Raw genomic sequence first — 24,002 nt, 5'->3', positions numbered from 1 at the left:
CATGGTTGCCGACCGCGGACCTCCGGCGACCACCCGTCGTCGCGCCGATGGCCGCATCGGAGCGGGCCGGTCGGTCGTGCCACGCTGGGGCGGTGCAGTGGCTCTGGATCTCGGTCGTGGCGTCGGTGGTGCTCACCGTCGTCGCCAACGTGGTCGTCCGCCTGCTGCCGCGGCGACCGGCGGAACCCCGGTTCGACCCCTACCAGCGCTGGGGCGAGGCGTCGGGCCGATCCACCCCGCCCCCGGGCTGGGACGACGACCAGCCCCGGATCCGCGTCGTCGCCCCGTGGAAGGCGATGCTGATCGTGTCGATCGTGGCGACGCTCGTGCTCGACGTCGCGCTCAACCTGGTGCTGGCCGTCACCCGCTGACGGGCGCCGCCGCTCAGCCGGCGCCCGTGGGCGGCCCGTCCGTCTCGACGTTGATCATCCACAAGGTGCCGAACCGGTCGGTCAGCGTCCCGAAGCCCGGGGAGAAGAACGTCTCGGCGAACGACATGTCGACCTCCCCGTCGGCGGCCAGGTCGTCGAACGCCCTGCGGGCCGCCTCCACGTCGGGCGCCTGGTAGCTGACGTAGGTGCTCTGCGGGGCCTTCCCGCCACCCGGCTGCGTGTCGCTCCCCATGAGCAGCGCGCCGTCGAGCATGAGCGCGGCGTGGATGACCCGGCCCTCGAAGCCCTCGGGGACGTCACCGTCGCCGGGCGCGTCCTCGGCGCCCATGACGAACAGCTCGCCGCCGAAGACCTGCTGGTACCGGGTGAAGGCGTCCCGGCACGTGCCGTCGAAGTTGAGGTAGGGCAGGAACGAGGTCATGGCAGGTCCTCCTGGCGTCGTGTCGATGTCAGCAGATCCGACGCCGCAGCGCTCCTGAAGTCATCGCGGCCGCCGCGACACCCGTGGGCCACCCCGGCGTCGGGTGGCGTTCACGAGCGACCGGTACCGTCGGCGGCGATGAAGATCCTGGTGACGAACGACGACGGCATCGACAGCGAGGGCATCCACGAGCTGGCCCGGGCCCTGGCGACCACCGAGCACGAGGTCCTGGTCGTCGCCCCGGCGACCGACTGGAGCGGCGCCGGCGCCGCGCTCGGCAACCTCCGGCCCGACGCCGCGCTCGCGCTGTCGCGGGCCGAGATCCCGGGCGCCCCCGACATCGAGGCCTGGGCGCTCGACGGGCCGCCGGCGCTGTGCCTGGTGGCGGGGCGCCTCGGTGCGTTCGGCGACCTGCCGGACCTCGTCGTGTCCGGCGTGAACGCCGGCGCCAACACCGGCCGGGCCGTGCTGCACTCCGGCACGGTGGGCGCGGCCCTGGCCGGCCAGAACTTCGGCATCTCCGGGCTCGCCGTGAGCGTCGACGCGGGCTCCGGCTCGCTCGGCGGCGGCGGGACGTGGCGCTGGGACACCGCCGCGCAGGTCGCGCTCGAGACGCTGCCGCTCGTGATCGACGCCCCGGTGGGCAGCGTGCTCAACCTCAACGTCCCCGCCCGCGACCGCAGCCAGGTGCTGGGCGTCCGCTGGACGCACCTCGCGCCGTTCGGCGCCGTCAGGGCCACGATCACCGCGAACGAGGGCGAGTCGCTCCAGTGGGAGCTCACGCCGACGGGCTACGAGCCGCCGGAGGACACGGACCAGGGCGCGCTGGACCGTGGCTGGGCGTCGCTCACCGCGCTGGTCGGCATCGCCGAGTCGTGGCCCGTCGTGCCCGAGGGACCGGTGGACGACATCGACTCGGCGCAGGTCGAGGTGCACCTCGTGCCGGGCGCCGAGCTGCACGAGGTCCACCGCGTCCCGGGCGGGTCCCTCACCAGCACGCTGATCCGCCCGAACCTGGGCGACGCCTTCCTCTGACCGGTCACGCAGCGTGGAGGTCGCGGCGGGCGAACACGCCCACCGCAGCCCCGCACAGGCCGACGCCGACGGCGAGCGTGATCGCGACCGTCGTCCGGTCGACCGGCTGCGCCGGCACGAGGGCGAGGTGGTCGAAGAGCCCGAGCGACTCGGTCCACCGCAGCCCGTCGACCAGCGAGGCCACCAGGTCGACGACCAACGACCAGCCCACGACGACGTAGACAGAGGCGGCCGCCCACCGCGGGGCGAGCGCCAGCACGATCGCGCCGATGCCCAGGGCCACGAGGCAGACGGGGACCACGACGAGCCCCGCCCCGAGCAGGGTCGGCAGCGACACGTCGTCCACGCCCTGCGAGGCGGCGCCCGCCCACATCGCGGCGCCGGAGGTGAGCGCGGCGAGGGCGAGGGCGAGGGCGGCGATCACCAGCCGCCCGGCCAGCCAGGTCGCCCTGCCGGTCGGCCCGGCGAGCACCAGCCGGAGCCGGCCGTCGAGCTCCTCGGACGCAGCGGCGCCGATCTGCCCGGCCGGCAGCAGCGCGAGCACGGCCGCGACGAACAGCAGCACGAGCCCGAAGTACTGCTCGACGAACGTGCCCCGCACCCCGAAGGAGTCGATGACGTCGCGGGTGCCCTCGGGCAGGCCCTCGACGGTCATGTGGGCGATGGCGCCGAACGCCAGCCCCATCGCGACCGCACCGACGAGCCACGCGACGAGCACGCCGGTCTCGAGCCGCAGGGCGAGCGCGGTCGACGAGCCGAGTCCGCGATCGCGAGCGGCGGCCACATCCCGGGAGCGCAGCACCCCGTCCCCGACGTCGCGACGGCCGGCCACCGCCACGGCGACACCGACGAGCAGGAGCGTCGCGGCCGCCGCCGGCACGAGCGGGACGAGGTCGTTCGAGGTGAGCGGCGCGACGAGCTCGCTCCAGCCGAGCGGCGTGGCCCAGCGGACCCACCGGGTGTCGGGGCCCGCATCCCCGACCATCCGCAGCACGAACGCGACCGCGAACACGCCCATGCCGAGGCCGGTGGCCAGCCGGCGCGTGCGGCCGACCTGCGACGCGACCGCGGCGACCCCGACGAACACGGCGGGGACGAGCCCGATCGCGAGGGCGTGGACGACCGCGTCCCACGCCGAGAAGCCGACGTCGGGGTCCAGCCCGGCCATCGCGGTGCCGGCGAACACCCCGACCACCACGAGCCCGACCGAGCCGCCGAGGCCGGCGAGCACCGCACCCGTGGCCCGGGAGGGGCGGGTCGCGCCCGAGAGCAGGAGCTGCCAGCGGCCGGCGTCCTCCTCGCCGCGCAACGCCCTCGTCGTGATCAGCACGGCCCACACCGCTGCGATCGACGTGAGGAAGACGTAGCCCTTGTAGAAGGTGTAGCCCCCGACCGTGTCGATGTCGCCGATCGGCCCGAGCAGCACCGAGAGCCCGCCGCTCGACGCGGTGAGCTGCGCCAGCTGCCGGCGCGACGCCTCGGTCGGGAACGACGAGACGTAGGTGACCGCGGTCGAGGCGACGGTCAGCCCGCACCCGACCGCCACCGCGACGGCGCCGACCCACGTGGCGCGGAGGGCCCGTCGCCCGATCGCGAGCTCGGGTCGGTGCGACGTCACGTCCGCCCCGCCGCCCATCGGCCCGGCGGCCGAGCCCGCCCCGTCGGCGGCGTGGGGGGCGGCGACGGTCACGTCGGGGCGTCGCCGTACTGGCTGATGAAGAGCTCCTCGAGCGACGGCTCCCGCGTCGTGAGCCGCTCGACGCCCGCAGCCGCGAGCGCGCCGACCAGCGGACCGATGTCGCCGGTGACGTCGCACTCGAGGTCGGTGCCGCCCGACGCGCCGTCGGGCGAGCTGACCACGAGGTTGGCGACGCCGGGGACCGCCGCCAGGTCCGGCAGATCGCGGGTGACGTGGGCGTGCACGCGCACCGCCGCGAGGCCGCGCAGGTCGTCGAGCCGGCCGACGTCGACGAGACGGCCGGCACGCAGCATGCCGACCCGGTCGCAGGTCGCCTCGACCTCGCTGAGGATGTGCGAGCTGAGCAGCACCGTCTGGCCGCGGTCGCGCGCCTCGTGCACGCAGCGTCGGAACTGCTGCTCCATGAGCGGGTCGAGACCCGTGGTGGGCTCGTCGAGCAGCAGCAGGTCGGCCCGGGAGGCGAACCCGGCGACGAGCGCGACCTTCTGGCGGTTGCCGTGGCTGTAGGCCCGGTTCTTCTTGTGCACGTCGAGCTCGAAGCGGGCGACGAGCTCGTCGCGGTACGCCGCGTCGACCGACCCGTGCAGGTTGCCGAGCAGCCGCATCGTCTCCTCGCCGGTCAGGCCCGGCCACAGGTCCGCCACGCTCGGGACGTAGGCGAGCCGCCGGTGCAGCGACGCCGCGTCCCTGCGCACGTCCAGCCCGAGCACCTGGGCCGACCCCGACGTCGGGCGGAGGAACCCCAGCAGCAGGTCGATCGTCGTCGACTTCCCGGCGCCGTTCGGGCCCAGGTAGCCGAAGACCTCACCCTGCTCGATCGTCAGGTCGAGCCCGTCGAGCGCGGTGGTGGACCCGTACCGCTTGGTCAGGCCCCGGGTGACGACGGCGTCGGCCACCCCACATTCCTACTCCCGTGCGGCGTCCGCGAGGCGCGCTTCCCGTACCGGGTTCAGACGGGCGCGGGGGCGTCGGCGGCCGGGTCCGGATCCGCGTCGTCGGCGGACGGCGCCGTCGGATCGGCGGCCTCGTCGGCCAGGTCGGAGCCGAGTCGGCCCTCGACCGCCTCCACGACCTCGGCGGGCGTGGCCTCGGCCTCGGGGCCGGTGAGGTAGGCGTCGAACACGGCCTGGAGGAACCGTGCCGCCGAGTCGACCACCGCGTTGGCCCGGACCGACGTGAAGGTCTCGAACGCATGCTGCGCGCCCTTGAGCTCGAGGTAGTACACGGGCTGGGTGGAGACGGCCCGGAGCTCCTCGACGAACGTGCGGGCGTCCTCGACCGGGGCGAGCACGTCCTTGTCGCCGTGGATCACGAAGAACGGCGGGGCCGCGCCGTGGACCTGGTCGATCGGCGAGGCCGCCTCCCACTGCTCCGCTGCCTCGTCGGGATCGCTCTTCATCACCCACGGGCCGAGGAACTGCCGCTGGGTGTCGGGCGGCCAGACGCCGTTGCGGTTGGTGAAGTCGAAGACGCCGTAGAACGGCACCGCCGCCGCGACCGACGTGTCGGCCCGCTCGAAGCCGGGCTGGAACCGCTCCTGGTTGGCGGTGAGCGCGGCGAGTGCGGTCAGGTGGCCACCCGCGGACCCGCCCGTGATGGCGATGAAGGCGGGGTCGACACCGAGCTCCTCGGCGTGCTCGCGCACCCAGGCGATCGCCCGCTTCACGTCCACCAGGTGGTCGGGGAAGGTGGCGGCCGGGCTCAGCCGGTAGTCGACGTTGCAGCAGACCCAGCCCTTGCTCGCCATCTGTCGCATCAGCAGCTGGCCCTGCCGGTCCTTGAACCCGAGCACCCAGCCGCCGCCGTGGACCTGCACCAGCGCGGGCCGTGGCTGCCCGGGGACGTCGGCGACGTCAGGGCGGACGATGTCCATGCGGAGGGCCCTGCCACCCGCCCTCGCGAACTGGATCCGACGTTCCCACCGGATCGGCAGCGGATCCGACGGGTCGACCTCGGCGAGGTCCCGCAGCGCGTCGCGGACCTCCTGGCGGGCGGCGTAGCTCTGGCGGATGGTCGCGGCCATCCCGGCCCACGACCCGAGCGTCAGCACCATGCCGACCTTGCCGGGCGTCGTGCGCAGCGCGCCCTTGCGGATGAACAGCGCGGTGGTCAGCATCTGGAGCACGAGCAGGTACGGGGCGAGCTCGATCGTGATCCAGCTGGCGAAGAAGCTCCAGCCGAAGAGCAGCTTGTTCCGGCGGTTCGGACGGAAGGCGTTGAGCGTGTACACGGCGTTGTTGACCGAGACGCCGAGGTAGGCCCAGCCGGACGCGGGGGCGGTGTCCATCGCTCCAGTCTGCCGCGGCTCGGTCGGCACCTCCTCCCGTCGGTGCCGCGTGGCGTCGGTGGGGCCCGGGTCGGGGGCGGGCGCCGGTGCGGCCTCAGGGTGTCGGCAAGTCCACCCGGGCCGAACGGCTCGTCAATTTCAAGCGAGGCCCGGGGGCCGACGATGGCCGTGTCGGTGCTCCCACCTGGGGAGCGGACGACAGATGGAGCAAGAGATGAAGCAGTTCGCCTGCGGCGACGTGGTCCCCGGCTGCGACGCCACCTTCACCTGCGAGACCGAGGACGAGATCCTCGGCCTGGTCGGCGCCCACGCCGTGGCCGACCACGGCATCACCGAGATCTCCGACGAGCTGGTCACGGCCGTGCAGGCCCGCATCGTCGAGCTCGTCTGAGCGACCGAGCCCACCGCGTGACCGCACCGCCGCCGTCGGCCGCCCCCGGCCCGTCGGCGCACCCGTCGCCGCTCGACGGCGGCGCCGCTGCAGCCGCCGATCGCCTCCGCGACCCGGCAGCGCCCCAGTGGGACGAGCTGCTGCACGCCGCGATCCGCGGCGACGGCGTGCGCAGCGTGTTCCAACCCATCGTCGACGTCCACCGCCACGTCGTGTGCGGCTACGAGGGCCTGACCCGCTTCGACGCCGTGCGGTCGCTGTCGCCCGACCACTGGTTCGCGGCGGCGGCGCGGCGCGACCTGGTGGCACCGCTCGAGCGGGCGACGCTGCGATCGCTGCTGTCGCACCGACCGGATCTGCCGCCCAACTGCTTCCTGACGGTGAACCTCGAGCCCGACTCGCTCGTGGACCCCGGGGTGTCGGGGGTGCTGCACGGAGCGGACCTGGGCGGCGTGGTGATCGAGATCACCGAGCACCGACCGCCGAGCGACCCCGAGCGGCTCGCGGTGGCGATCGAGGGCTATCGCGCCGCCGGTGCGCTGATCGCCATCGACGACGCCGGCTCCGGCTACTCGGGGCTGCAGCAGATCCTGCTGCTCCGGCCGTCGATCCTGAAGCTCGACCGGTCCCTGGTCGAGGACATCCACGTCGACGAGGCGAAGGCGGCGCTCGCGGAGATGCTCGGCACGTTCTCGAACCGGATCGACGCGTGGCTCCTCGCCGAGGGCGTCGAGACACGACAGGAGGCGCAGCGGGTGCACCAGCTCGAGATCCCGCTGGCGCAGGGCTGGTTCTACGGGCGGCCGGCTGCGCCGTGGACCGGGCTCGACCCCGAGAGCCGGGTCGTCGTCGATAGCGACCGGACCGCCGCCGGCCTCCACCGGCTCGTCACCCCGCTGGCCTCGGTGCCGAGCGGCGCGGAGCGCGCCTACCTGGCGGAGCACCCGGAGTTCGACATGGTGGTCGTCGTGGACGACGGCCGCCGACCGATCGGGCTGCTCACGCCCGAGTCGGCCATGACCGGGACCGTGCTCGAGGTGACCCGCGCCAACGTGCGCACCACCCCTGCGGAGCTGGCGGCGCGCATCACCACCCGCCTGCCGCTCGACACCTCGACGCCGACCGTCGTCACCGACGACGCCGGCCGCTACGTCGGGATCGTGACCGTGGCCCGGCTGCTGCACGACCTCGCGGCCTCGGCGGCGTAGCGACCGGTCCCGCGGCGCGCCCCCGCCGTCGCCGGGCCCCGAGCGCAGCCGGCGGCGACCTCGCCGACCGCCACGGCCGGGCGTAGCGTTCGGGCCATGAGCACCACGGCCGACGCGGCACCGACCGGACCCTCCCAGCAGGCCGAGCGGGCCCCCGCCGGCACCGGGCTGCCCGCCAGCCTCAACGACCTCCTGCGCAAGCGGCTGACCTCGCTCGTGCCGTCGTCGGGCGACGCTCCCTCGGTCACGTCCCACGCGCCGTTCACAGGTGAGCCGGTCGCCGAGCTCCCCCAGTGCACGCCCGGCGACGTGCTGGCCGCCGCCGAGCGCGCCCACGCCGCGCAGGTGGCCTGGGCGGCGACCAGCATCGAGGACCGCGCCGGGATCTTCCTGCGCTTCCACGACCTGGTGCTCGACCACCGCGACACGCTCATGGACCTGATCCAGGCCGAGAACGGCAAGGCGCGCCGCGACGCGTTCCTCGAGGTCGGCGACATCGCCAACACGAGCCGCTACTACGCGCGGACGGCGGCCTCGGCGCTGGCATCCAAGCGACGCACCGGGCTCATCCCCGGTCTCACCGACGTGCACGAGCTGCGCCACCCACGAGGGATCGTCACGATCATCTCGCCGTGGAACTACCCGCTCAGCCTCGGAGCGGGCGACACGATCCCGGCGCTCCTGGCCGGCAACGCCGTCGTCCAGAAGGCCGACAACCAGACCGCGCTCACCGCGCTGTTCGCGCTCGAGCTCGCCCACCGCGCCGGACTGCCCGGGGACTTGTGGCAGATCGTCCTCGGCCGTGGGTCCGCGATCGGCACGCCGCTGCTCGACATCGCGGACTACGTGATGTTCACGGGATCCACGGCGTCGGGCCGCACGATCGCCCGGGAGGCCGGCGAGCGGCTGATCGACTGCTCGCTCGAGCTCGGCGGCAAGAACGCCATGGTCGTCCTCGACGACGCCGACCTCGACCGCGCCGTCGAGGGCGCGGTCCGGGCCTGCTTCTCGTCGAGCGGCCAGCTCTGCATCTCGATCGAGCGCATGTACGTCGCCGACGCGGTGTACGACCGCTTCGTGCCGGCGTTCGTCGAGGCGGTGGACGCGATGGTCACCGGCCCGGCGTACGACTTCTCCACGCAGATGGGCACGCTGACCTCGACCGAGCAGCTCGAGGTGACGTCCTCCCACGTCCAGGACGCGGTGGGCAAGGGCGCCACCGTCCTGGCCGGCGGCGCGGCCCGCCCCGACCTCGGGCCCTTCTTCTTCGAGCCGACCGTGCTCGCCGGCGTGACGCCCGAGATGACGTGCTTCGCCGAGGAGACGTTCGGCCCGCTCGTGTCGATCTACCGCTTCTCGACCGACGACGAGGCCGTGCACCTGGCCAACGACACCCGGTACGGGCTGAACGCCAGCGTGTGGAGCCGATCGCCCCGCCGCGGACGAGAGGTGGCCTCGCGGCTGAAGGCGGGCACGGTCAACGTCAACGAGGCCTACGCCGCCGCGTGGGGCAGCATCGACGCGCCGATGGGCGGCATGGGCGACTCGGGTCTCGGCCGCCGCCACGGCGCGGTCGGCATCACCAAGTTCACGGAGTCGCAGACCATCGCCCGCCAGCGGCTGATGAACCTCGCGCCGCCGCTGCGCCAGCTGGGTGACGACGGCTTCTCCGCGGTCATGACGACCGCGCTGAAGCTCATGAAGCGCGCCGGCTGGCGCTGAGCCGGATCCGCCGAGGTCGGTCACGACCGACGCAGCGGCCTTGCCCGCTCCGGCCTACTGTCGCCGCCCATGACGATCGTGGTGATCACCGGTGCGGCCAGCGGCATGGGCGCAGCCCTGCGTGCCCGGCTCGAGGGCGAGGGCACGACCGTCATCGGCGTCGACCTCCCCGGCACCGGCGTGACCGTCGAGGCCGACCTGGCGACCGTCGAGGGCCGGGTGCTGATGGCGGATCGGGTCGCCGAGCTGTCCGGCGGCGCGATCGACGGGCTCGTGGCCGGCGCCGGCATGCAGTCGATGGACGGTGCGCTCGCCGAGCGCACCGTGCGCACGAACCACTTCGGCGCCGTGGCCACGCTCGAGCTCCTCCGCCCGCTGCTCGCCCGCGGGTCCGATCCTTCGGCGGTCGCCATCTCGTCGAACTCGACGACGACCCAGCCCGGCGTCCCGCCCGAGCTGGCCGACGTGCTGCTCGCCGGCGACGAGGACGCGGCGGTCCGGGCGGTGGGCGAGGACGCCATCACGGCGTACCCCGTGTCGAAGCTCGCGCTCGGGCGATGGGTGCGGCGGCACGCCACGACCGACGAGTGGATCGGCGCCGGGATCAGGCTCAACGCGATCGCGCCCGGGTTCGTCGACACGGCCATGACCGCGGGCACGTGGGACTTCGTGTCGTCCCTGGGCGACACGTACCCGATTCCGATCGGACGCCCGGGTCGCGCCGAGGAGCTCGCGGCCCTGCTGGCGTTCCTGCTGTCGCCCGACGCCGGGTTCTTCGTCGGCTCGTTCATCACGGTCGACGGCGGCACCGAGGCGAGGGTCCGGGCCGAGGACTGGCCCGGCGCCCGCTGACGGATCCGGCACCGACGCCGCGTGACGGCTCCACGGCACGAAGGAGACAGCCGGGAGGCGGCTGGCAGACTGGCGCCATGACGACGGTGATCCGGGGCGGGCTGGTGGTGGACGGGACCGGGGCCGAGGGCCGGGTCGCCGACGTGCTGATCGAGGACGGCACCGTCGCCGCCATCGGGCGGGACCTCGAGGTGCCGGCCGGCGCCGAGGTCATCGAGGCCGACGGCTGCTGGGTCACGCCCGGGTTCATCGACCTCCACACGCACTACGACGCCGAGCTCGAGTTCGATCCGGCGCTCGAGGAGTCGGTGCGCCACGGCGTCACCACCGTCCTCATCGGATCCTGCGGGCTGAGCTTCGCCGTCGGCGACCCCGAGGACCTGGCCGACATGTTCTGCCGGGTCGAGGGCGTGCCTCGGGCCGACGTGCTCCCGATGCTCGACCGGCTGAAGGACTGGGAGACCCCGGCCGAGTACCTCGACCACCTCGACTCGCTGCCGCTCGGGCCGAACGTCTGCTCCTTCCTCGGCCACTCCGCCATGCGGGCGGCGGTGATGGGCCTCGGCCGGTCGCTCGACGACGACGTCGAGCCGACCCCCGGCGAGCTCGGCCGCATGGTGGTGATGCTCGACGAGGCGCTCGACGCGGGGTACCTCGGGCTGTCGATCAACACGTTGCCCTGGGACAAGATGGACGGCGACCGGTACCGCAGCCGCCCGACCCCGTCGGTGTTCGCGAGCTGGAAGGAGTACCGCCGGCTGGCTGCGGTCCTGCGGGCGCGCGACGCGGTGTTCGAGGGCGTGCCCGACATCTCCGGCCGGTGGAACCTGATCTTCTTCGCCGGGATCGCGAGCGGCATCGGCCGCAAGCCGCTGCGCACCACGATCATCTCGCTGATGGACGTCAAGGCGGCGCCCGGCTCCTACAAGGTGTTCGCCGGCGCGTACGGCCTGGCCCGGCGCTGGCTCAAGGCCGACGTCCGGCTCCAGGCGCTCCCGCAGGCGTTCCGGCTGTGGACCGACGGCCTCGAGAACCCGGTGCTCGAGGAGATCGGCGCGGGCACCGAGGCGCTGCACCTCGCCGAGCAGGCCGCCCGCTCCGACCTCCTGCGCGACCCGTCCTACCGGGAGCGGTTCCGCAAGCAGTGGACGAACCGGTTCAAGGGCCGGGCGTACCACCGGGACCTGTCCGAAGCCCGGATCGTCGAGTGCCCCGACCCGTCGGTCGAGGGCATGACGTTCGCCGAGGTCGCGGCGAAGCGGGGCAGCGACCCCGTCGACACGTTCCTCGACCTCGCGGCCGAGCACGGCAACCACCTGCGGTGGACCACGACGGTGGGCAACACCGACGACGACGCCGTCGCGTGGATCGTGGAGAACCCGCAGGCGCAGATCGGCTTCAGCGACGCCGGCGCCCACCTCCGGAACATGGCCTTCTACAACTTCCCGCTGCACCTGCTCCGACTGGTGCGCCGCCGTCGCGACCAAGGCCGTCCGGTGCTGCCGCTCGGCCGGGCGGTGCACCGGGTGACCGGGGAGCTCGCCGACTACCTCGGCATCGACGCCGGGCGGCTGCAGGTCGGGGCGCGGGCCGACGTCGTCGTCATCGAGCCCGACGCGCTCGACGATCGGGTCGACGAGGTCGTCGAGGCATCCATGCCGGGCATCGGGTCGGTGCGCCGACTCGTCAACCGCGGCGAGGGCGCCGTGAAGGCGGTGCTGGTGAACGGCCGCGTCGCGTGGGACGGGGGCGGCCGCGCCGAGGGCTTCGGCGCCGAGCCCGGCTACGGCCGGCTCCTGCGCAGCACCCGCACCTGACGCAGCCCGCCGGCGCCCCCCTGCGGACCGGGCCGTTCTCGGTGCGCCCGACGTCGCAGCACGACACGAGATGCACCGAGAACCGCACCACGCGTCGGGGTGACCGGGGATCACCCGTCGTCAACCGAGGGGGAGGAAAGCGAACGACGTCTCCTTAGCCTCGTTCGCATGGAGACGCCCCCCGTGCCCACCGAATCCGTCCGCCGCCGCCTCCGGGGCGGCCGATCGAAGGCCCTCGGCCTCGTCGCGATCCTCGCCCTCGTCGCCGGGGCGCCGGCACTGGCGTCGGCGGCCGGTCCGATCGGCGTCGGGACCGCCCGGACCGGCGGACCGTGCATGTCCGGGTTCTCGGTGCCGCTGTCGGGCCAGTACGACCAGCTGTACGAGTGCGTCGGCAACACGTGGCAGGTGGTCGGCGACCTCGAGGGCTCGACCGGTCCGGCCGGACCGACCGGACCCGCCGGCCCGGCCGGCCCCACCGGCCCGATCGGGCCGCAGGGCGTCCAGGGCGTCCAGGGCGTCCAGGGCCCGGTCGGTCCCGACGGCCCTCAGGGCCCGCAGGGCGCGCCCGGCAGCGAGGTCGACGTGCAGGTCTCGCGGCTCGCGCTCCCGGTCTTCATCCCGAGCGGCGCCGGCTCCACTTTCATGCCGCCGGTCGTCGTCCCCGCCACCGGCAACTACGAGGTCGACGTCGCGATCAACGCAGGTGCGCCGCTCGCCGTCGTCGCCCGCTGCACGGTGCGGGTGAACGGCTCCGACGTGTCGACCGTGATGCCGGCGGTCGAGCACATCTATCCGCAGGCCAACGTGGCGACCACCGGCACGATCGCCGCCGCGGCCGGCGACATCGTCCGGCTGCACTGCCACGACTACGTCTCGCTCGGCGACTTCGACGTCTTCGATGCGATCCTCACCGTCACGCCGGTGGGTGACGTCACGTCGTAGCGACGACGAGCTCGTCCGATCCGGGGTGCGCCCGTCGACCGTGCGTCGGGGGCGCACCCCGGTGCGCGTCCGAGGCGGCGTCGTAGGCTCGCCGCATGGGTCCCCTGCCGCTCCAGACCGCCGAACGCCAGGGGTTGTGCGACCTCATGGAGACGCTCGGGCCGGCCGCTCCGACGCTGTGCGAGGGCTGGGCGAACTACGACATGGCCGCGCACCTCTACGTGCGCGAGCACGATCCGATCGCCAGCGTCGGCATCGTCCTCCCGCCGGCCGAACGGCTGCACGCCCAGGCGATCGAGCGGACGAAGGAGCGCACCCCGTTCGAGGTGCTCGTGCGCAAGGTCCGCGCCGGTCCGCCGCTGTGGTGGCGGCCGGTCGACGGCCTCGCGAACGTCCAGGAGATGTTCGTGCACCACGAGGACGTGCGCCGCGGCGGGGGCGACCACACCCCGCGGCCCGAGTCCGAGATCGGTGAGCTCGAGGCCCGCCTGTGGGGCAACCTCAAGCGGGCGCACTGGATGATGACGCGCAACATCAAGGGCGTGCGCGTCGAGCTGCGGGCTCCCGGCGAGGAGCCGATCCGGGCGGGCAAGGGCGACGAGGTCGTGACGATCGCCGGGCGGCCCGGCGAGCTGGTGCTCTACCTGCTCGGTCGCCGAGCTGCCGCGGACGTGGAGATCACCGGTTCCGCGCAGGCCCGGGCCGCGCTCGAGGTCGCCGACCTGGGCCTCTGATCGGGAGCCGTTCGTCCGGCCTGGCACCCGACGCCGACGGGTACGGTCCCCGGATGGCCGACCAGCGATACGTCGCACTGCTCCGCGGGATCAACGTCGGCGGGAAGAACCCCGTCCCCATGGCCGAGCTCCGGGAGCTCTTCGGGGAACTCGGTCACGACGACGTCCGAACCCACATCCAGTCGGGCAACGTGCTGTTCAGCACCGGCACGGCCCGGGACTCGCTCGAGGACGACATCGAGGCGGCGCTCGAGGAGCGGTACGGGACGCGGCTCGTCGTGGTCGTCCGGTCGCTGCGCCAGCTCCGGTCCGTCGTGCGCTCCGCACCGGACGGGTTCGGCGACCGACCTGACGAGTTCCACTCCGATGCGGTGTTCCTCAAGTCGCCGCTCACCGCCGCGAAGGCGATGAAGGTCGTCCAGACGCGCGAGGGGGTCGACGAGGCGTGGCCAGGGACGGGCGTCATCTACTTCCAACGGCTCAGCGCAGCGCGCACCAAGAGCAGGATGAGCAAGATCGTCGGCACCCCGGAGTACGCACTGATGACGATCCGGAGCTGGTCGACGACGACGAAGCTCCTGGAGCTGCTCGAGGCCGACGCCTGATCCGGCGGGCCGTGCGTCAGGACCGAGGGGAGGACCGGCCGACCAGGCGCTCGAGGTCGGCCGGATCCGCTCCGACGAGGAAGACCGTCTGCACCACCTCGGGGGTGACCCGGTAGATCGCGGCCTGCGCGAAGTCCTGCGCCGCGTCGATGGCCGGGCGGTCGAACGGGACGGCGAAACCGGCCTCCTCCCAGCTGCCGTCCCGTGCGCGCCCGACGGAGCGCAGCGGGGCGCGCAGCCGCTCCGCCATGCGCCGGTTCCGCTCCTCGTTGACCTCGTCGGGTAGCGGCTGGGCCAGCGGGTCCATCGCCGTGAGCAGCGCCCAGGTGGTCCCGGTCGAGCGGGCGACCTCCAGCGCAGGTCGCCAGCGTCCGTCGAGCTCGATCTCCAGCTCGACGTCGCCGTCCCAGCGCTCGACCAGCGCCTGGCTGTCGACGAACGCCGCCGCTCGTGCGGTGAGCGCCTCGTCGAGCGGGATCCCGCGGAGCTCGGCGTCCCTCCGGGCGAGCTCGAGCGTGAGGCCCTCGGGCTCCCGCCCGATCCCCGCCGGGCTCACGTGCCGTCGCGGCCGTCGGCCGACAGGACGGACCGCAGCGGCGCGCTGGCCCTGTCGAGCGCCGCACGCGCCGCCCGCTCCACCAGCGAGTCCCCTCGGTTGCCGATCCAGCCGCGCCACCAGAGGAAGACGAGCTCGGCCACCACGATCGCCCCCATGACGACGACCGCCGCCCAGAACCCGTTGCGCAGGCCGGGCATGTCCTCGAAGTTCTGACCGAAGAACCCCACGATGAAGGTCGGGACGAGCACCAGCGCGGCGACGATCGTCAGCGTCTTCATGACCTCGTTCTGCTCGTTGGCGATCCGCGCCTGGTGGTAGTCGCGGAGCGACGCCGCCTCGTCCCGGACCCCCTCGAACGACTCGGCGGCGTACATGAGCTTGTCGAGCGTGTCCCGCAGGCGGCGCTCGACGTCCGCCGGGAAGAGCTCCTCGCCCTTGAGGTCCGTGCCCGACACGACCTGGCGCACCGCCTCCATCGTCGGCTGCATCGCCCGGCGTACCTCGTGCAGCGCGGTCCGGAACCCCTTGATGCGGTCACGCAGGTAGGTCCCCCCACGTCGGGAGTGGGGGGTGTCCTCGTCGAGCAGCGCCTCGATCCGGCCGGCCTCGTCCTCGAACCGATCGACGATCTCGACCAGCGCAGTGGCCACCTCGTCCATCACCAGCGCGACCAGCCGACCCGGCCGTCGCTCCGCGGCGGCACCCACCCGATCGAGCACGGACGGGGGGACCGAGGGACGACCGGCGGGCGTGTCGTCGATGGTCAGGACCGCGTCGCGGGTGGCGAGGACGACGATCTGGCGGGTCCAGACCTCGGGCAGCTCGTCGACGGCCCCGACGTCGGACCGCGCCATGATCGGCACGACGAAGACGGCGAGCAGGTAGTCGTCGTGCCACTCGGTCCGGCCCCTCCGCAGCCCGCTCGCCATCCACTCCTGCAGCCGCCTGACCATGTCGGTTCGGAACACGTCCGCCAACCTCGGGTCGGAGGGATCGAACGCGTTGCGGGAGCAGTGGTACCAACCGTCATCCGTCATCGTGATCTCCACGCCCGACATCCGAGCACGGTCCGTGGCACGGATCACCCCGGAGCGAGGCGCGAGGCTGGGGCCATGGACCAGGTCACGTTCCCCGGCAGCTCGACCGCCGTCGCCCCGTTGGGCGTCGGCACGTGGGCGTGGGGCGACCGACGCACGTGGGGCATGGGCAGCTACGACACGTCGATCACCGAGTCGACGATCGGCGACGCCTGGCGCACCTCGCTCGACGCCGGCATCGGGTTCTTCGACACCGCCGAGGTCTACGGCGGCGGCGAGAGCGAGCGGATCCTCGGCCGGCTCCTCCGGGCCGATCCCGCCCGGCGTGACCGCCTGGTCATCGCGACCAAGTTCTGGCCCGCGCCGTGGAAGCTCAACGTCGGACCCGCACTGCGGCAGTCGCTCGAGGCGTCCCTCGGACGGCTGCAGCTCCCGCACGTCGACCTGTACCAGGTCCACGGGCCGATCAGCCTCCGATCGGCGTCCGCGCTGGCCGATGCGCTGGCCACGGTGGTGGAGGCGGGGCTGGTGAAGGCCGTCGGCGTCTCGAACTACTCGATCAAGGAGACGACGAAGATCCACGGGGAGCTCCGCAGGCGCGGACTGCCGCTCGCCTCCAACCAGATCGAGTTCTCGCTGCTGCGCACCCGGCCCGAGACGAGCGGCCTGCTGCGCGCCTGCACGGACCTCGGTGTGGTCCCGATCGCCTACTCCCCGATCGGACAGGGGCGCCTCACCGGCAAGTACTCCGCGTCGAACCCGCCGCCGGGCCGACGCAACTTCTCCGCCCACCCGATGGAGGAGGTCGACCGCGTCGTCGCCGTCCTGCGCGAGATCGGCGCGCAGCACGGCGACCGGACGCCGAGCCAGGTGGCGCTCCGTTGGATCATCGACAAGGGCGCCGTCCCGATCCCCGGCGCCAAGAACGCTCGCCAGGCCAACGACAACGCAGGTGCGCTGGGCTGGTCGCTCGACGCCGCGGAGATCGAGGCGCTGGACCGGGTCGCGCTCGAGGGGACGAACTCGATCGCGAACCGGGTCTGGCAGCACGGCTGACCGACGGCGCCGGCGCGCAGCGGCCCGGCCCGCCTCTCCCACGGACCGGACGTGCGCACCGCTCCCGGATGAGGACGGGGGCGATGTGGTTCCGACGTCGGCGGGCCTCCTCGGGTTCCACCCGGACCCTTCGACCGGCCCCGCCGGAACGTGCCACTCATCGTGACCGCGTCACGCCGGCGGCGTAATGGGGACGACTCCCCTCGTCGGCCGCCCCTCGGGGCGTGGCTGACGTGACAGCGTCACGTCGATCGATTCCCGTCGCCGCCTGCATCCGCTTACCATCTCCCTAGGAGGGGTTGGTGGGTTGAGACCGTCGGTACCGGGGATCGAGCTGGGCGACGTGATCGGACGCGGCGCGTCGAGTGTCGTGTACGCCGGCGTCCAGGAGCGGTTCGGCCGGACCGTCGCGGTCAAGGTGCTGCAGATCCCGGGCCGTGACGAGGTCGCCGCCCGGCTCTTCGAGACCGAATGCCAGACCCTCGGTCGCCTGGCGTCGCACCCCGACATCGTCACCGTCTTCGACGCGGGCACCACGGTCACCGGCGACCCGTACCTCGTCATGGAGCACCTGCCCGGCGGCACCCTCGCCGAGCGCCTGAAGCAGGAGGGCGCGCTGGCGCCGGACGAGCTGCTGCCGATCGCGGTCCGCCTGTCCGGCGCGCTGGCGACGGCCCATCGCAACCGCATCATCCACGGCGACGTCAAGCCGCAGAACGTGCTCTGGTCGGTCGCCGACCTCCCCGCCCTCGCCGACTTCGGCATCGCCCGGCTCCGCACCACGACGATGTCGACCGCCCTCACGGTGTTCACCCCGCTGCACGCCGCGCCCGAGCTCTTCGACGGGCAGGAGCCGTCGGAGCTCACCGACGTCTACGGGCTCGGATCGACGATCTTCGAGCTCGTCGACGGACGGCCCGCCGCCGGCGACGAGGGCGACAGCCCGCTGACCGTGGTCGGGCGCATCGCACGGGGGGAGCGGCGGTCGCTCGACCCCGCGCTCGTCCCCGCTCCGCTGGTCGACGTCGTCGAGCGGGCCATGGCGTACGAGCCGGCGGACCGCTTCGCGAGCGTCGAGGAGCTGGGCGACGCCCTCCGCGCCGTCGAGCAGGAGCTGGGGCAGCCGGCGACCCGACTGGTCGTGCTCGACCTGCCGGCCGCCTCCTCCACGTCGGGCACCGCGGCCGCCGAGGACGAGGTGACGCCACCGGCCGAGCCGTCCGCCGCGATGACGATCCCGCCGCCGCTCGCCGGTCCCGTCGGGGCCCCGGCCGAGACCGCCGACCACACGGAGGACGGCGGATCGGACGGCGCCGGACCCGATGAGGACACGCCGGCCGGCGAGTGGGCGGGAACCGAGCCGCCCCGCCGAGCCCGAGGATGCTGGCCGATCCTGCTGTTCTCGGCTGCGATGATCGCCATCGGAGCGCTGGGGATCGTCGCGCTGCTCGCCCGCGACACCGACGAGGCGCCGACCACCACCGCTGCGGCCGACGGGCCGACGACAACCGCGTTCGTCGAGACCGGCAACGAGCCGAACGGGCTGCAGCCCGACGTGACGTACGACGTGCCGGGGTCGACCGACGAGACACCGAGGCTCGATGCGGCACTGGCCGACATCGGGGCCATCACCCAGCCGCTCGGTGAGGTCACCTCGGTGCAGGACAACAAGCTGTTCACGATCGACAGCACACCGGCGACCCTGCGGTACCGGACCTTCCACCCGAGGGACCTGCCTGCCTGCCGAGGCTTCCTCTCTCGGCCGATGACCGTGACCGGACAGTGGAGCAAGCTGGTCCAGCTCGGTCCCGACACGGTCGCCGTCCTCACGGCCCTGAGGTTCGAGGACGCCGATCAGGCGCACGAGGCCTTCGTGGCGCTCTCGATCGGTCAGGGACCGCCGGCGAAGGACTGCAGCGGCTTCAAGCCGGATTGGGGCGTCGACGACTACGACGACCTCGACATCGTGCACCGCGACGTCGAGCTGCCCGACCTGCGCGGGACGACGGGTCTGAACACCTTCGTCGGACAGGGCGCGACCCAGGACTTCCCCATGTACACGTACTCGACGGCGGGAGCGATCCAGCGCGATGCGACCGTCGTCGCGTTCGCCGTCCTGGGCACCCCTGCGGCCGGTCAGGTCGAGACCGCGCCGCTGACCCAGGTCCTCAACAACGTGCTGGATCGCCTTCCGGAGTGACCGGCTCGACGACCGGTCGCGGCACGGCCGGTCGGCTCGCCGCCGCCTCGGCCCGGCACAGGCAGGTCCCGATGCAGCACGACAGCGCGAGGCTGCCGGCGAGGAACACGAGCACGGCGACGACCATCAGCCGACCGCCGTGATCGGCGGGATCGCGCCGTCGTGGAGCACCATGTGACCCCCTGCGGACGGTTCGTGATCCCCCCGGAGCGACCGTCCACCGACATTCTGCCGAAGGCGGTGCGCCCGGAACGTGATGGTCGGGACGAGGCGGACCGGCGGTCAGGCGGTGGCGCGGACCGCCCAGGCGGCGGAGGCCAGCGTCAGGTGGCCGCCGTCGAGCCGGTCGTGGAGCTCGCTGCGCACGGCGTCGATGATCGCCTCGCGCTGGTCGGGGAAGCGCTCGACCTGCTCGCGCACCGCACCGATCCTCGAGACGCTCCGGACGGCGTCATCGATCCGCTCCTCCGGAACGACCACCTCGGCGCGGACGTCGAGGATGTCGATGTCGCGGAAGCCGGCCCCATCGAGGACCGTGTCGATGCGGTTCGCGTCGCACAGCCCGAAGGGCCCCGGCGCGCCGTCCGCCAGCGGTTCGGGCATCCACCCCGTGATGCCGATCGCCGCCGCGCCGGGCACGAACATCCACTCGTTCGAGAACAGCTGCTGCCAGCAGCAGAACGACAGGTTCGACCCGGGCCGCATGCCGCCCCGCACGTTGGTGAACGCGGCAGTGGGGTCGGCGAAGAACATCACGCCGAACTGCGACACGACGCCGTCGAGCAGGTGGTCACCGAGCTCCGCGACCTGGACGTCCGCCACCCGGAACGTGATGCCCCCGACGCCGGCATCGGCCGCCCGCGCCTGCGCGGTGGCGATCATCGACGGCGAGATGTCGACGCCCTCCACCACTCCTCCGGGTTGGATCCGGCGGGCCAGCTCGATCGACGTGGGTCCGGTGCCGCAGCCGATGTCGAGGTAGCGGCCGCCGGGCTGCGCCTCGAGGCGGTCGAGCGCGGCGGCGCCGAACGGTCCGGCGACGGCGGTGAGCCACCAGCCCTCGGAGTCGATCCACGAGCTGGACCGGTCCTCCCAGTACTCCGCCTGCGCGTCGTTGGGGCCGGGAGCGTCGCTCATGCTGCGACGTTACGCCCGGGGCGGCCGTCCACGAGCGGGCGGATGTCACCCACCCCGAGGTCGGTCAGGCGGCTGCCCTCGTGCGGCGCAGCACCGGGTCGGCCGCGGCGAGGAGGCGGTCGGCCGCCCGCATCGTCCACCCGCCGGCACCCGGGGTGTCGCCGTCGACGAGGTTGCCCATCACCTGGAGCGTGATCTCGGCGACCGCCTGCGTGCCGACCGCGACCCGCAGGCCGTTGCGCACGATCCACGGGTGCCCGATGAGGAAGCTGAAGCGCCGGCCGGTCCGCAGGAAGGCGTCGAACCGCTCGCCGACCTCGACGTCGTAGCGGATCGGTGTCGACGTCGGGTTGGCCAGGAACAGGTCGGCGGCGAGCACGCCCGACTCGAGCGCGTAGTCGATCCCCTCGCCGTTCATCGGGTTCACGAGGCCGGCGGCGTCGCCGATCGCGACCCACCCCGGCCCGGAGCGCCGCAGCGTGCTCATCGGCAGGCGCCACGCTCGCGGCCGCTCGAGGTCGGGACCGAGCTCCCAGTCGGCGCCGACGAGCGCCCGGTAGCTGTCCTGGAGCTTGTTCAGGTTCAGCTTCTTGAAGCCCTTCATGGTCGACAGCGCGCCGACGCCGATGTTCACCGTCCCGTCGCCGGCCGGGAAGATCCAGCCGTAGCCGGGGACCGGCGTCCCGGACTCGTCCCGGAGCGTGAGGCAGGCCTCGAGGTACCGCTCGGCGTGGCGCGGCGACTCGGCGTAGGTGCGGATCGCGAGTCCGAACGTCTCGTCCGGGACGCGCTCGGCTCCGAGGCGCCGGGCCGCGTCGCCCGGCGCACCGGTCGCCAGCACGACGAGCGGTGCGGTCCAGGTGCGCTCGACGCCGTCGGGACCGGTGGACACGACGCCGGTCGCGCGGTTCGGCAGCGCGCCTGGTCGCTCGACGACGGTCGGGAGCGCCTCGTGCTCCCAGAGCAGCTCCGCGCCCGCCTTGCCCGCCAGCTCCATCAGCCGCTCGTCGAGGCGCCGCCGCGGCCAGACCGCGCCGTGCGCCGGGAACGGCGCGATGCCGGGCCAGTCCATCTGGCGGACGGTGTCGTTGGCGATCATCCGCAGGCCGTCGATGCGGTGGGCGTCGTCGAGCCCGACGTCGAGCGTCTCGAGCGCCCGCACCGCTCTCGGGGTGAGACCGTCGCCGCAGATCTTGTCCCGGCCCGGGCGACCCTTCTCGAACACCGTGACCCGGGCGCCCCCGGCGGCCGCGCGGATCGCCACGGCCGCGCCGGCGGGTCCGCCGCCGATCACCAGGACGTCGCGCCGCTCGGTCACGACGACCAGTCAAGGCGACCGGGGCCGCCGGCAGGAAGTCGGCCGACGGGCGTCACGCCCCCGCACGCCCGGCGCGGCCGGTCCGATCCACGCGTCAGCGGTCGGTGCGGGCCTCGGGGACGAGCATCGCCGCGGCGATGAAGAAGCAGATGCCGCCGAGGACGGTGCCGGCGTTGTCGAGCCAGAGGTCCACGACCTCTCCGCTCGAAGGCAGGGTGTAGGCCCCGATCGCGGAGAGGCCGAAGAAGACCGAGCCGGCGAGGTTCAGCACGACGACCCACCACGACAGGTCCCGGAACCGCAGGCGGCCGGCGGAGTGGCACACCTCGGCCCACGCCAGGTAGCTGGCGATGAGGAAGCAGATCGAACCGATCGCATCGGGGCGCCAGACCAGGCGGTTCTCCTGGTGCACGTCCCAGTTGTCGTACATGGCGAGGAACGTCATCACGTTGAAGTAGACGGTCCCGACCAGCTGCACGCCGGTCGACCACCAGTCGATCGAGTGCGGTCGCCACGACACGAGCTTCAGGGGCCCGTGGTGCTTCGTCCCGTCGGTGACGACCGCGTCGGGCGCGTTGCACGCCTCGACGAAGCACAGGTACGACGCCGAGGTGAAGAAGATCGAGCCGACGAAGAACGTCAGACCGACCCAGCGGGCGCCGACCCACTGCTCGTAGACCGGCAGCGGCCCGACGGTGAAGCAGGTCGAGCCGATGCAGAACAGCACCGCGATCCACCACGTCCGCGTCGGCACCCCCGGGCGGTCGAGGCCCTTTCGATGGTCACGGGACCGCCAGATGCGTCGGGTCCCGTCGGCGAGGCGGTACACGATGCGCGTGGTGAAGGGACCCAGTCCCCGGGTCGACTCGATCGTCCAGCCCGCGGGCGCGGCGACCGGCACGTCCGCGCCGCCGGGGCCCGTCGGCGCACCGGAGCGTGGGGCGGGCGACGCCGGGTCCCCGGGCGGCGCCGTCCCGGTCACACGACCACCAGGGTCCAGTCGCCACCGGTCGCGTTCGCGGTGAGGACACGTCCACCCCGCACGGCCTGCATCGTCACGTCCTCCAGCCCGGTCGTCGTGGTCGGCTGGGCGTCGGCCGCACCCTCGACGTCGGGCAGCCACACGACGAGCTGGCCACCGGCCTCTGCACCGGCACCCTGGACGGTGAGCCCACCCGAGCCCGGCTGGCTCGCGAGCGAGGAGATGTGCCCCGGCGCGGCGCGCGGGAAGGCGCGCCCGAGGATCCGGAGGAACTCCGTGGTGGCGCGGAGGTCCGTGTCGAACCCACCGTCGTCGGCGGTGCAGTCCCGCGTGATCAGGTGGACCTGGTCTGCGGTGGCGGGGACGCCCGGGCCCCCGACCGAGTGCGGGTCGCCGCACGTCTGGCGCCACTGCCACCACGTGCCGCCGACCACCCGACGATCCTCCTCGGCCGCGTAGCGGGTGGCCACCTCGAGCGTCTCGGCGCTCGTGTCCCAGAAGCCGTACTCCCCGATCCAGAGCGCCGCGTGCAGGTCGTCCGCTCCCTGCTGGTCGATCGCGAACGTCTGCTCGACCGTGAGGATGTCGTTGATCGACTCCGCGTAGTTGTGCGGGGCGAACACGAGGTTCGGGTCCTGGATGTACTGCGACAACAGCGCGTTGTACGGCAGGGGGTACAGCTGCAGCGGCTCGGCGAACACGGGCTTGGGGGCGGCCCGCTCGCCCGCCCCCGCCTCCGCCGCTCGGATCGCGTCGATCGTCCGCTGGATCCACTGGCTGTACGCGACCTGGTTCTGCTCCTGCGGCGCCACCGCGTTCGGCTCGTTGATGAGGTCGTAGCCGGCGACGCCGGGCACGTCGGCGAACTCCTCGGCGATCGTGGCCCAGACCTCGGTCAGCCGGTCCGCGATGCCGTCGGTGTTCGCGTAGAGGTTGGCGAAGGCGGCCTGCACGGCCGGGGCGCTCTCGCGCTCGCTGCCGGGTGCCCGGCACGTGGTGGCGCCGTCGGTGATCGTCGCCCACTCCGGCGCACCGTCCCACCCGATCGACGGCTCGGTCCCGGCCGGGCAGGCGGTTCCCTCGGGCGTGGCCGACGCCATGCCCCAGGCGTCCTGGTGCACATCGAGCACGACGTAGATGCCACGGTCGTTCGCCGCCTCGACCGCCTCCCGCACCTCGGCGACGTAGTCCTGGTCGACCGTGCCACGCTCCGGCTCGAGCCGCGACCACGACATGATCAGCCGGACGACCGAGAAGCCGTTGGCCGCCATGGCGTCCCAGTCCTCGTCGGTCACCGGCGCGGTGGGCTCGGTGTCCGCGTCCGCCTGCGCGTACTCCCCGAGCGCGTTCACGTTCGCCCCGCGCAGCAGGACCTGGCGACCCCGGTCGTCGACGATGCGCTGCTCGGCCACGTGCAGCGGTCGGAGCTCGACGAGTGCACCGGTCGACGGGAGGGCCTCGCTGGTGGTCGGCGAGGCGTCGTCGTCGGCGCCGCCCGAGCAGGCCACGAGGACCGACGACGCGGCGAGCAGGGCGAGCAGGGCGCCGGCCACGGCGGGGCGCGGGGAGCGGCGGGACGGCGGTGCGAACATGGCCCGACAGTCT

At 73.3% G+C, this 24,002-nt stretch carries 22 protein-coding genes; 12 read left to right on the top strand and 10 right to left on the bottom strand.

Annotated elements, in window-relative coordinates; all coding sequences use genetic code 11:
• The first annotated feature begins 92 nt into the window (after positions 1 to 92).
• Positions 93 to 371, top strand: coding sequence for a hypothetical protein (locus LH044_RS15810; protein WP_227756552.1), 279 nt, complete (start codon positions 93 to 95; stop codon positions 369 to 371).
• A 13-nt stretch (positions 372 to 384) separates the two neighbouring features.
• On the opposite strand, the gene LH044_RS15805 is transcribed toward LH044_RS15810, so the two are convergent.
• Positions 385 to 813, bottom strand: a complete 429-nt coding sequence (locus LH044_RS15805) for a VOC family protein (RefSeq protein ID WP_227756551.1) — start codon at positions 811 to 813, stop codon at positions 385 to 387.
• 138 nt (positions 814 to 951) lie between these two features.
• Between LH044_RS15805 and surE the strand changes: the two genes are divergently transcribed.
• Positions 952 to 1,848 carry a 5'/3'-nucleotidase SurE gene (gene surE, locus LH044_RS15800; protein WP_227756550.1) on the top strand — a complete coding sequence of 299 codons (897 nt, stop codon included), beginning with the start codon at positions 952 to 954 and terminating at the stop codon, positions 1,846 to 1,848.
• 4 nt (positions 1,849 to 1,852) lie between these two features.
• On the opposite strand, the gene LH044_RS15795 is transcribed toward surE, so the two are convergent.
• Genes LH044_RS15795 through LH044_RS15785 form a run of 3 tightly spaced genes read right to left on the bottom strand, consistent with a single transcriptional unit; the run spans position 1,853 to position 5,834 of the window.
• Complete coding sequence (locus tag LH044_RS15795) at positions 1,853 to 3,538, bottom strand: efflux permease Rv1217c-related protein (protein ID WP_227756549.1); 1,686 nt, start codon at positions 3,536 to 3,538, stop codon at positions 1,853 to 1,855.
• Positions 3,535 to 4,443 carry an ABC transporter ATP-binding protein gene (locus tag LH044_RS15790; protein WP_227756548.1) on the bottom strand — a complete coding sequence of 303 codons (909 nt, stop codon included), beginning with the start codon at positions 4,441 to 4,443 and terminating at the stop codon, positions 3,535 to 3,537. The genes LH044_RS15795 and LH044_RS15790 overlap by 4 nt, the downstream gene beginning before the upstream one ends.
• Positions 4,444 to 4,496: 53 nt before the next feature.
• Entirely contained in the window at positions 4,497 to 5,834 is a 1,338-nt protein-coding gene (locus LH044_RS15785; protein WP_227756547.1) for an alpha/beta hydrolase, read from the bottom strand.
• A 202-nt stretch (positions 5,835 to 6,036) separates the two neighbouring features.
• Here LH044_RS15785 and LH044_RS15780 point away from each other — a divergent pair, with 202 nt between their 5' ends.
• The 8 genes from LH044_RS15780 to LH044_RS15745 all read left to right on the top strand — a co-directional run bounded on the left by LH044_RS15780 (position 6,037) and on the right by LH044_RS15745 (position 14,108).
• Complete coding sequence (locus LH044_RS15780; RefSeq protein ID WP_227756546.1) at positions 6,037 to 6,225, top strand: DUF1059 domain-containing protein; 189 nt, start codon at positions 6,037 to 6,039, stop codon at positions 6,223 to 6,225.
• A gap of 17 nt (positions 6,226 to 6,242) precedes the next feature.
• Positions 6,243 to 7,433 carry an EAL domain-containing protein gene (locus LH044_RS15775; RefSeq protein WP_227756545.1) on the top strand — a complete coding sequence of 397 codons (1,191 nt, stop codon included), beginning with the start codon at positions 6,243 to 6,245 and terminating at the stop codon, positions 7,431 to 7,433.
• 96 nt (positions 7,434 to 7,529) lie between these two features.
• A complete protein-coding gene (locus LH044_RS15770) occupies positions 7,530 to 9,155 on the top strand; it encodes a succinic semialdehyde dehydrogenase (RefSeq protein WP_227756544.1) in 1,626 nt (541 codons plus the stop codon).
• A gap of 69 nt (positions 9,156 to 9,224) precedes the next feature.
• Positions 9,225 to 10,007 (top strand): SDR family oxidoreductase, encoded by a 783-nt coding sequence (locus tag LH044_RS15765; protein ID WP_227756543.1) that lies wholly within the window; start codon positions 9,225 to 9,227, stop codon positions 10,005 to 10,007.
• Between the two features lie 77 nt (positions 10,008 to 10,084).
• Positions 10,085 to 11,824 carry an N-acyl-D-amino-acid deacylase family protein gene (locus LH044_RS15760; protein ID WP_227756542.1) on the top strand — a complete coding sequence of 580 codons (1,740 nt, stop codon included), beginning with the start codon at positions 10,085 to 10,087 and terminating at the stop codon, positions 11,822 to 11,824.
• Between the two features lie 168 nt (positions 11,825 to 11,992).
• On the top strand, positions 11,993 to 12,769 hold the full coding sequence (locus tag LH044_RS15755) for a hypothetical protein (RefSeq protein WP_227760145.1): 777 nt from the start codon (positions 11,993 to 11,995) through the stop codon (positions 12,767 to 12,769).
• A 95-nt stretch (positions 12,770 to 12,864) separates the two neighbouring features.
• Entirely contained in the window at positions 12,865 to 13,503 is a 639-nt protein-coding gene (locus LH044_RS15750) for a TIGR03085 family metal-binding protein (protein ID WP_227756541.1), read from the top strand.
• Between the two features lie 53 nt (positions 13,504 to 13,556).
• Positions 13,557 to 14,108: a DUF1697 domain-containing protein gene (locus tag LH044_RS15745; protein ID WP_227756540.1), complete on the top strand. Its 552-nt coding sequence runs from the start codon at positions 13,557 to 13,559 to the stop codon at positions 14,106 to 14,108.
• Positions 14,109 to 14,124: 16 nt separating this feature from the next.
• Here the strand turns inward: LH044_RS15745 and LH044_RS15740 are convergent, their stop codons facing one another.
• The gene (locus LH044_RS15740) at positions 14,125 to 14,664 is read right to left on the bottom strand and encodes a DUF3293 domain-containing protein (RefSeq protein WP_227756539.1); all 540 of its coding nucleotides are present in this window, start codon (positions 14,662 to 14,664) and stop codon (positions 14,125 to 14,127) included.
• Complete coding sequence (locus LH044_RS15735) at positions 14,661 to 15,725, bottom strand: magnesium transporter CorA family protein (protein ID WP_227756538.1); 1,065 nt, start codon at positions 15,723 to 15,725, stop codon at positions 14,661 to 14,663. The genes LH044_RS15740 and LH044_RS15735 overlap by 4 nt, the downstream gene beginning before the upstream one ends.
• Positions 15,726 to 15,779: 54 nt before the next feature.
• On the opposite strand from LH044_RS15735, the gene LH044_RS15730 reads away from it, so the two are divergent.
• Positions 15,780 to 16,760, top strand: a complete 981-nt coding sequence (locus LH044_RS15730; protein WP_227756537.1) for an aldo/keto reductase — start codon at positions 15,780 to 15,782, stop codon at positions 16,758 to 16,760.
• A gap of 307 nt (positions 16,761 to 17,067) precedes the next feature.
• Positions 17,068 to 18,960, top strand: coding sequence for a protein kinase domain-containing protein (locus LH044_RS15725; protein ID WP_255626050.1), 1,893 nt, complete (start codon positions 17,068 to 17,070; stop codon positions 18,958 to 18,960).
• A gap of 282 nt (positions 18,961 to 19,242) precedes the next feature.
• Here the strand turns inward: LH044_RS15725 and LH044_RS15720 are convergent, their stop codons facing one another.
• From LH044_RS15720 to LH044_RS15705, 4 genes are all read right to left on the bottom strand, one after another.
• Positions 19,243 to 20,097 (bottom strand): class I SAM-dependent methyltransferase, encoded by an 855-nt coding sequence (locus tag LH044_RS15720; protein ID WP_227756535.1) that lies wholly within the window; start codon positions 20,095 to 20,097, stop codon positions 19,243 to 19,245.
• 64 nt (positions 20,098 to 20,161) lie between these two features.
• Entirely contained in the window at positions 20,162 to 21,415 is a 1,254-nt protein-coding gene (locus LH044_RS15715) for a geranylgeranyl reductase family protein (RefSeq protein WP_227756534.1), read from the bottom strand.
• A 94-nt stretch (positions 21,416 to 21,509) separates the two neighbouring features.
• Positions 21,510 to 22,169 (bottom strand): hypothetical protein, encoded by a 660-nt coding sequence (locus tag LH044_RS15710; RefSeq protein ID WP_227756533.1) that lies wholly within the window; start codon positions 22,167 to 22,169, stop codon positions 21,510 to 21,512.
• Positions 22,170 to 22,393: 224 nt separating this feature from the next.
• Positions 22,394 to 23,989 (bottom strand): glycoside hydrolase family 5 protein, encoded by a 1,596-nt coding sequence (locus LH044_RS15705; protein ID WP_227756532.1) that lies wholly within the window; start codon positions 23,987 to 23,989, stop codon positions 22,394 to 22,396.
• Positions 23,990 to 24,002: the final 13 nt, after the last annotated feature.

Source organism: Dermatobacter hominis, assembly GCF_020715685.1.
GTDB lineage: Bacteria > Actinomycetota > Acidimicrobiia > Acidimicrobiales > Microtrichaceae > Dermatobacter > Dermatobacter hominis.
This window is presented reverse-complemented; position numbering and strand designations above follow the sequence as displayed.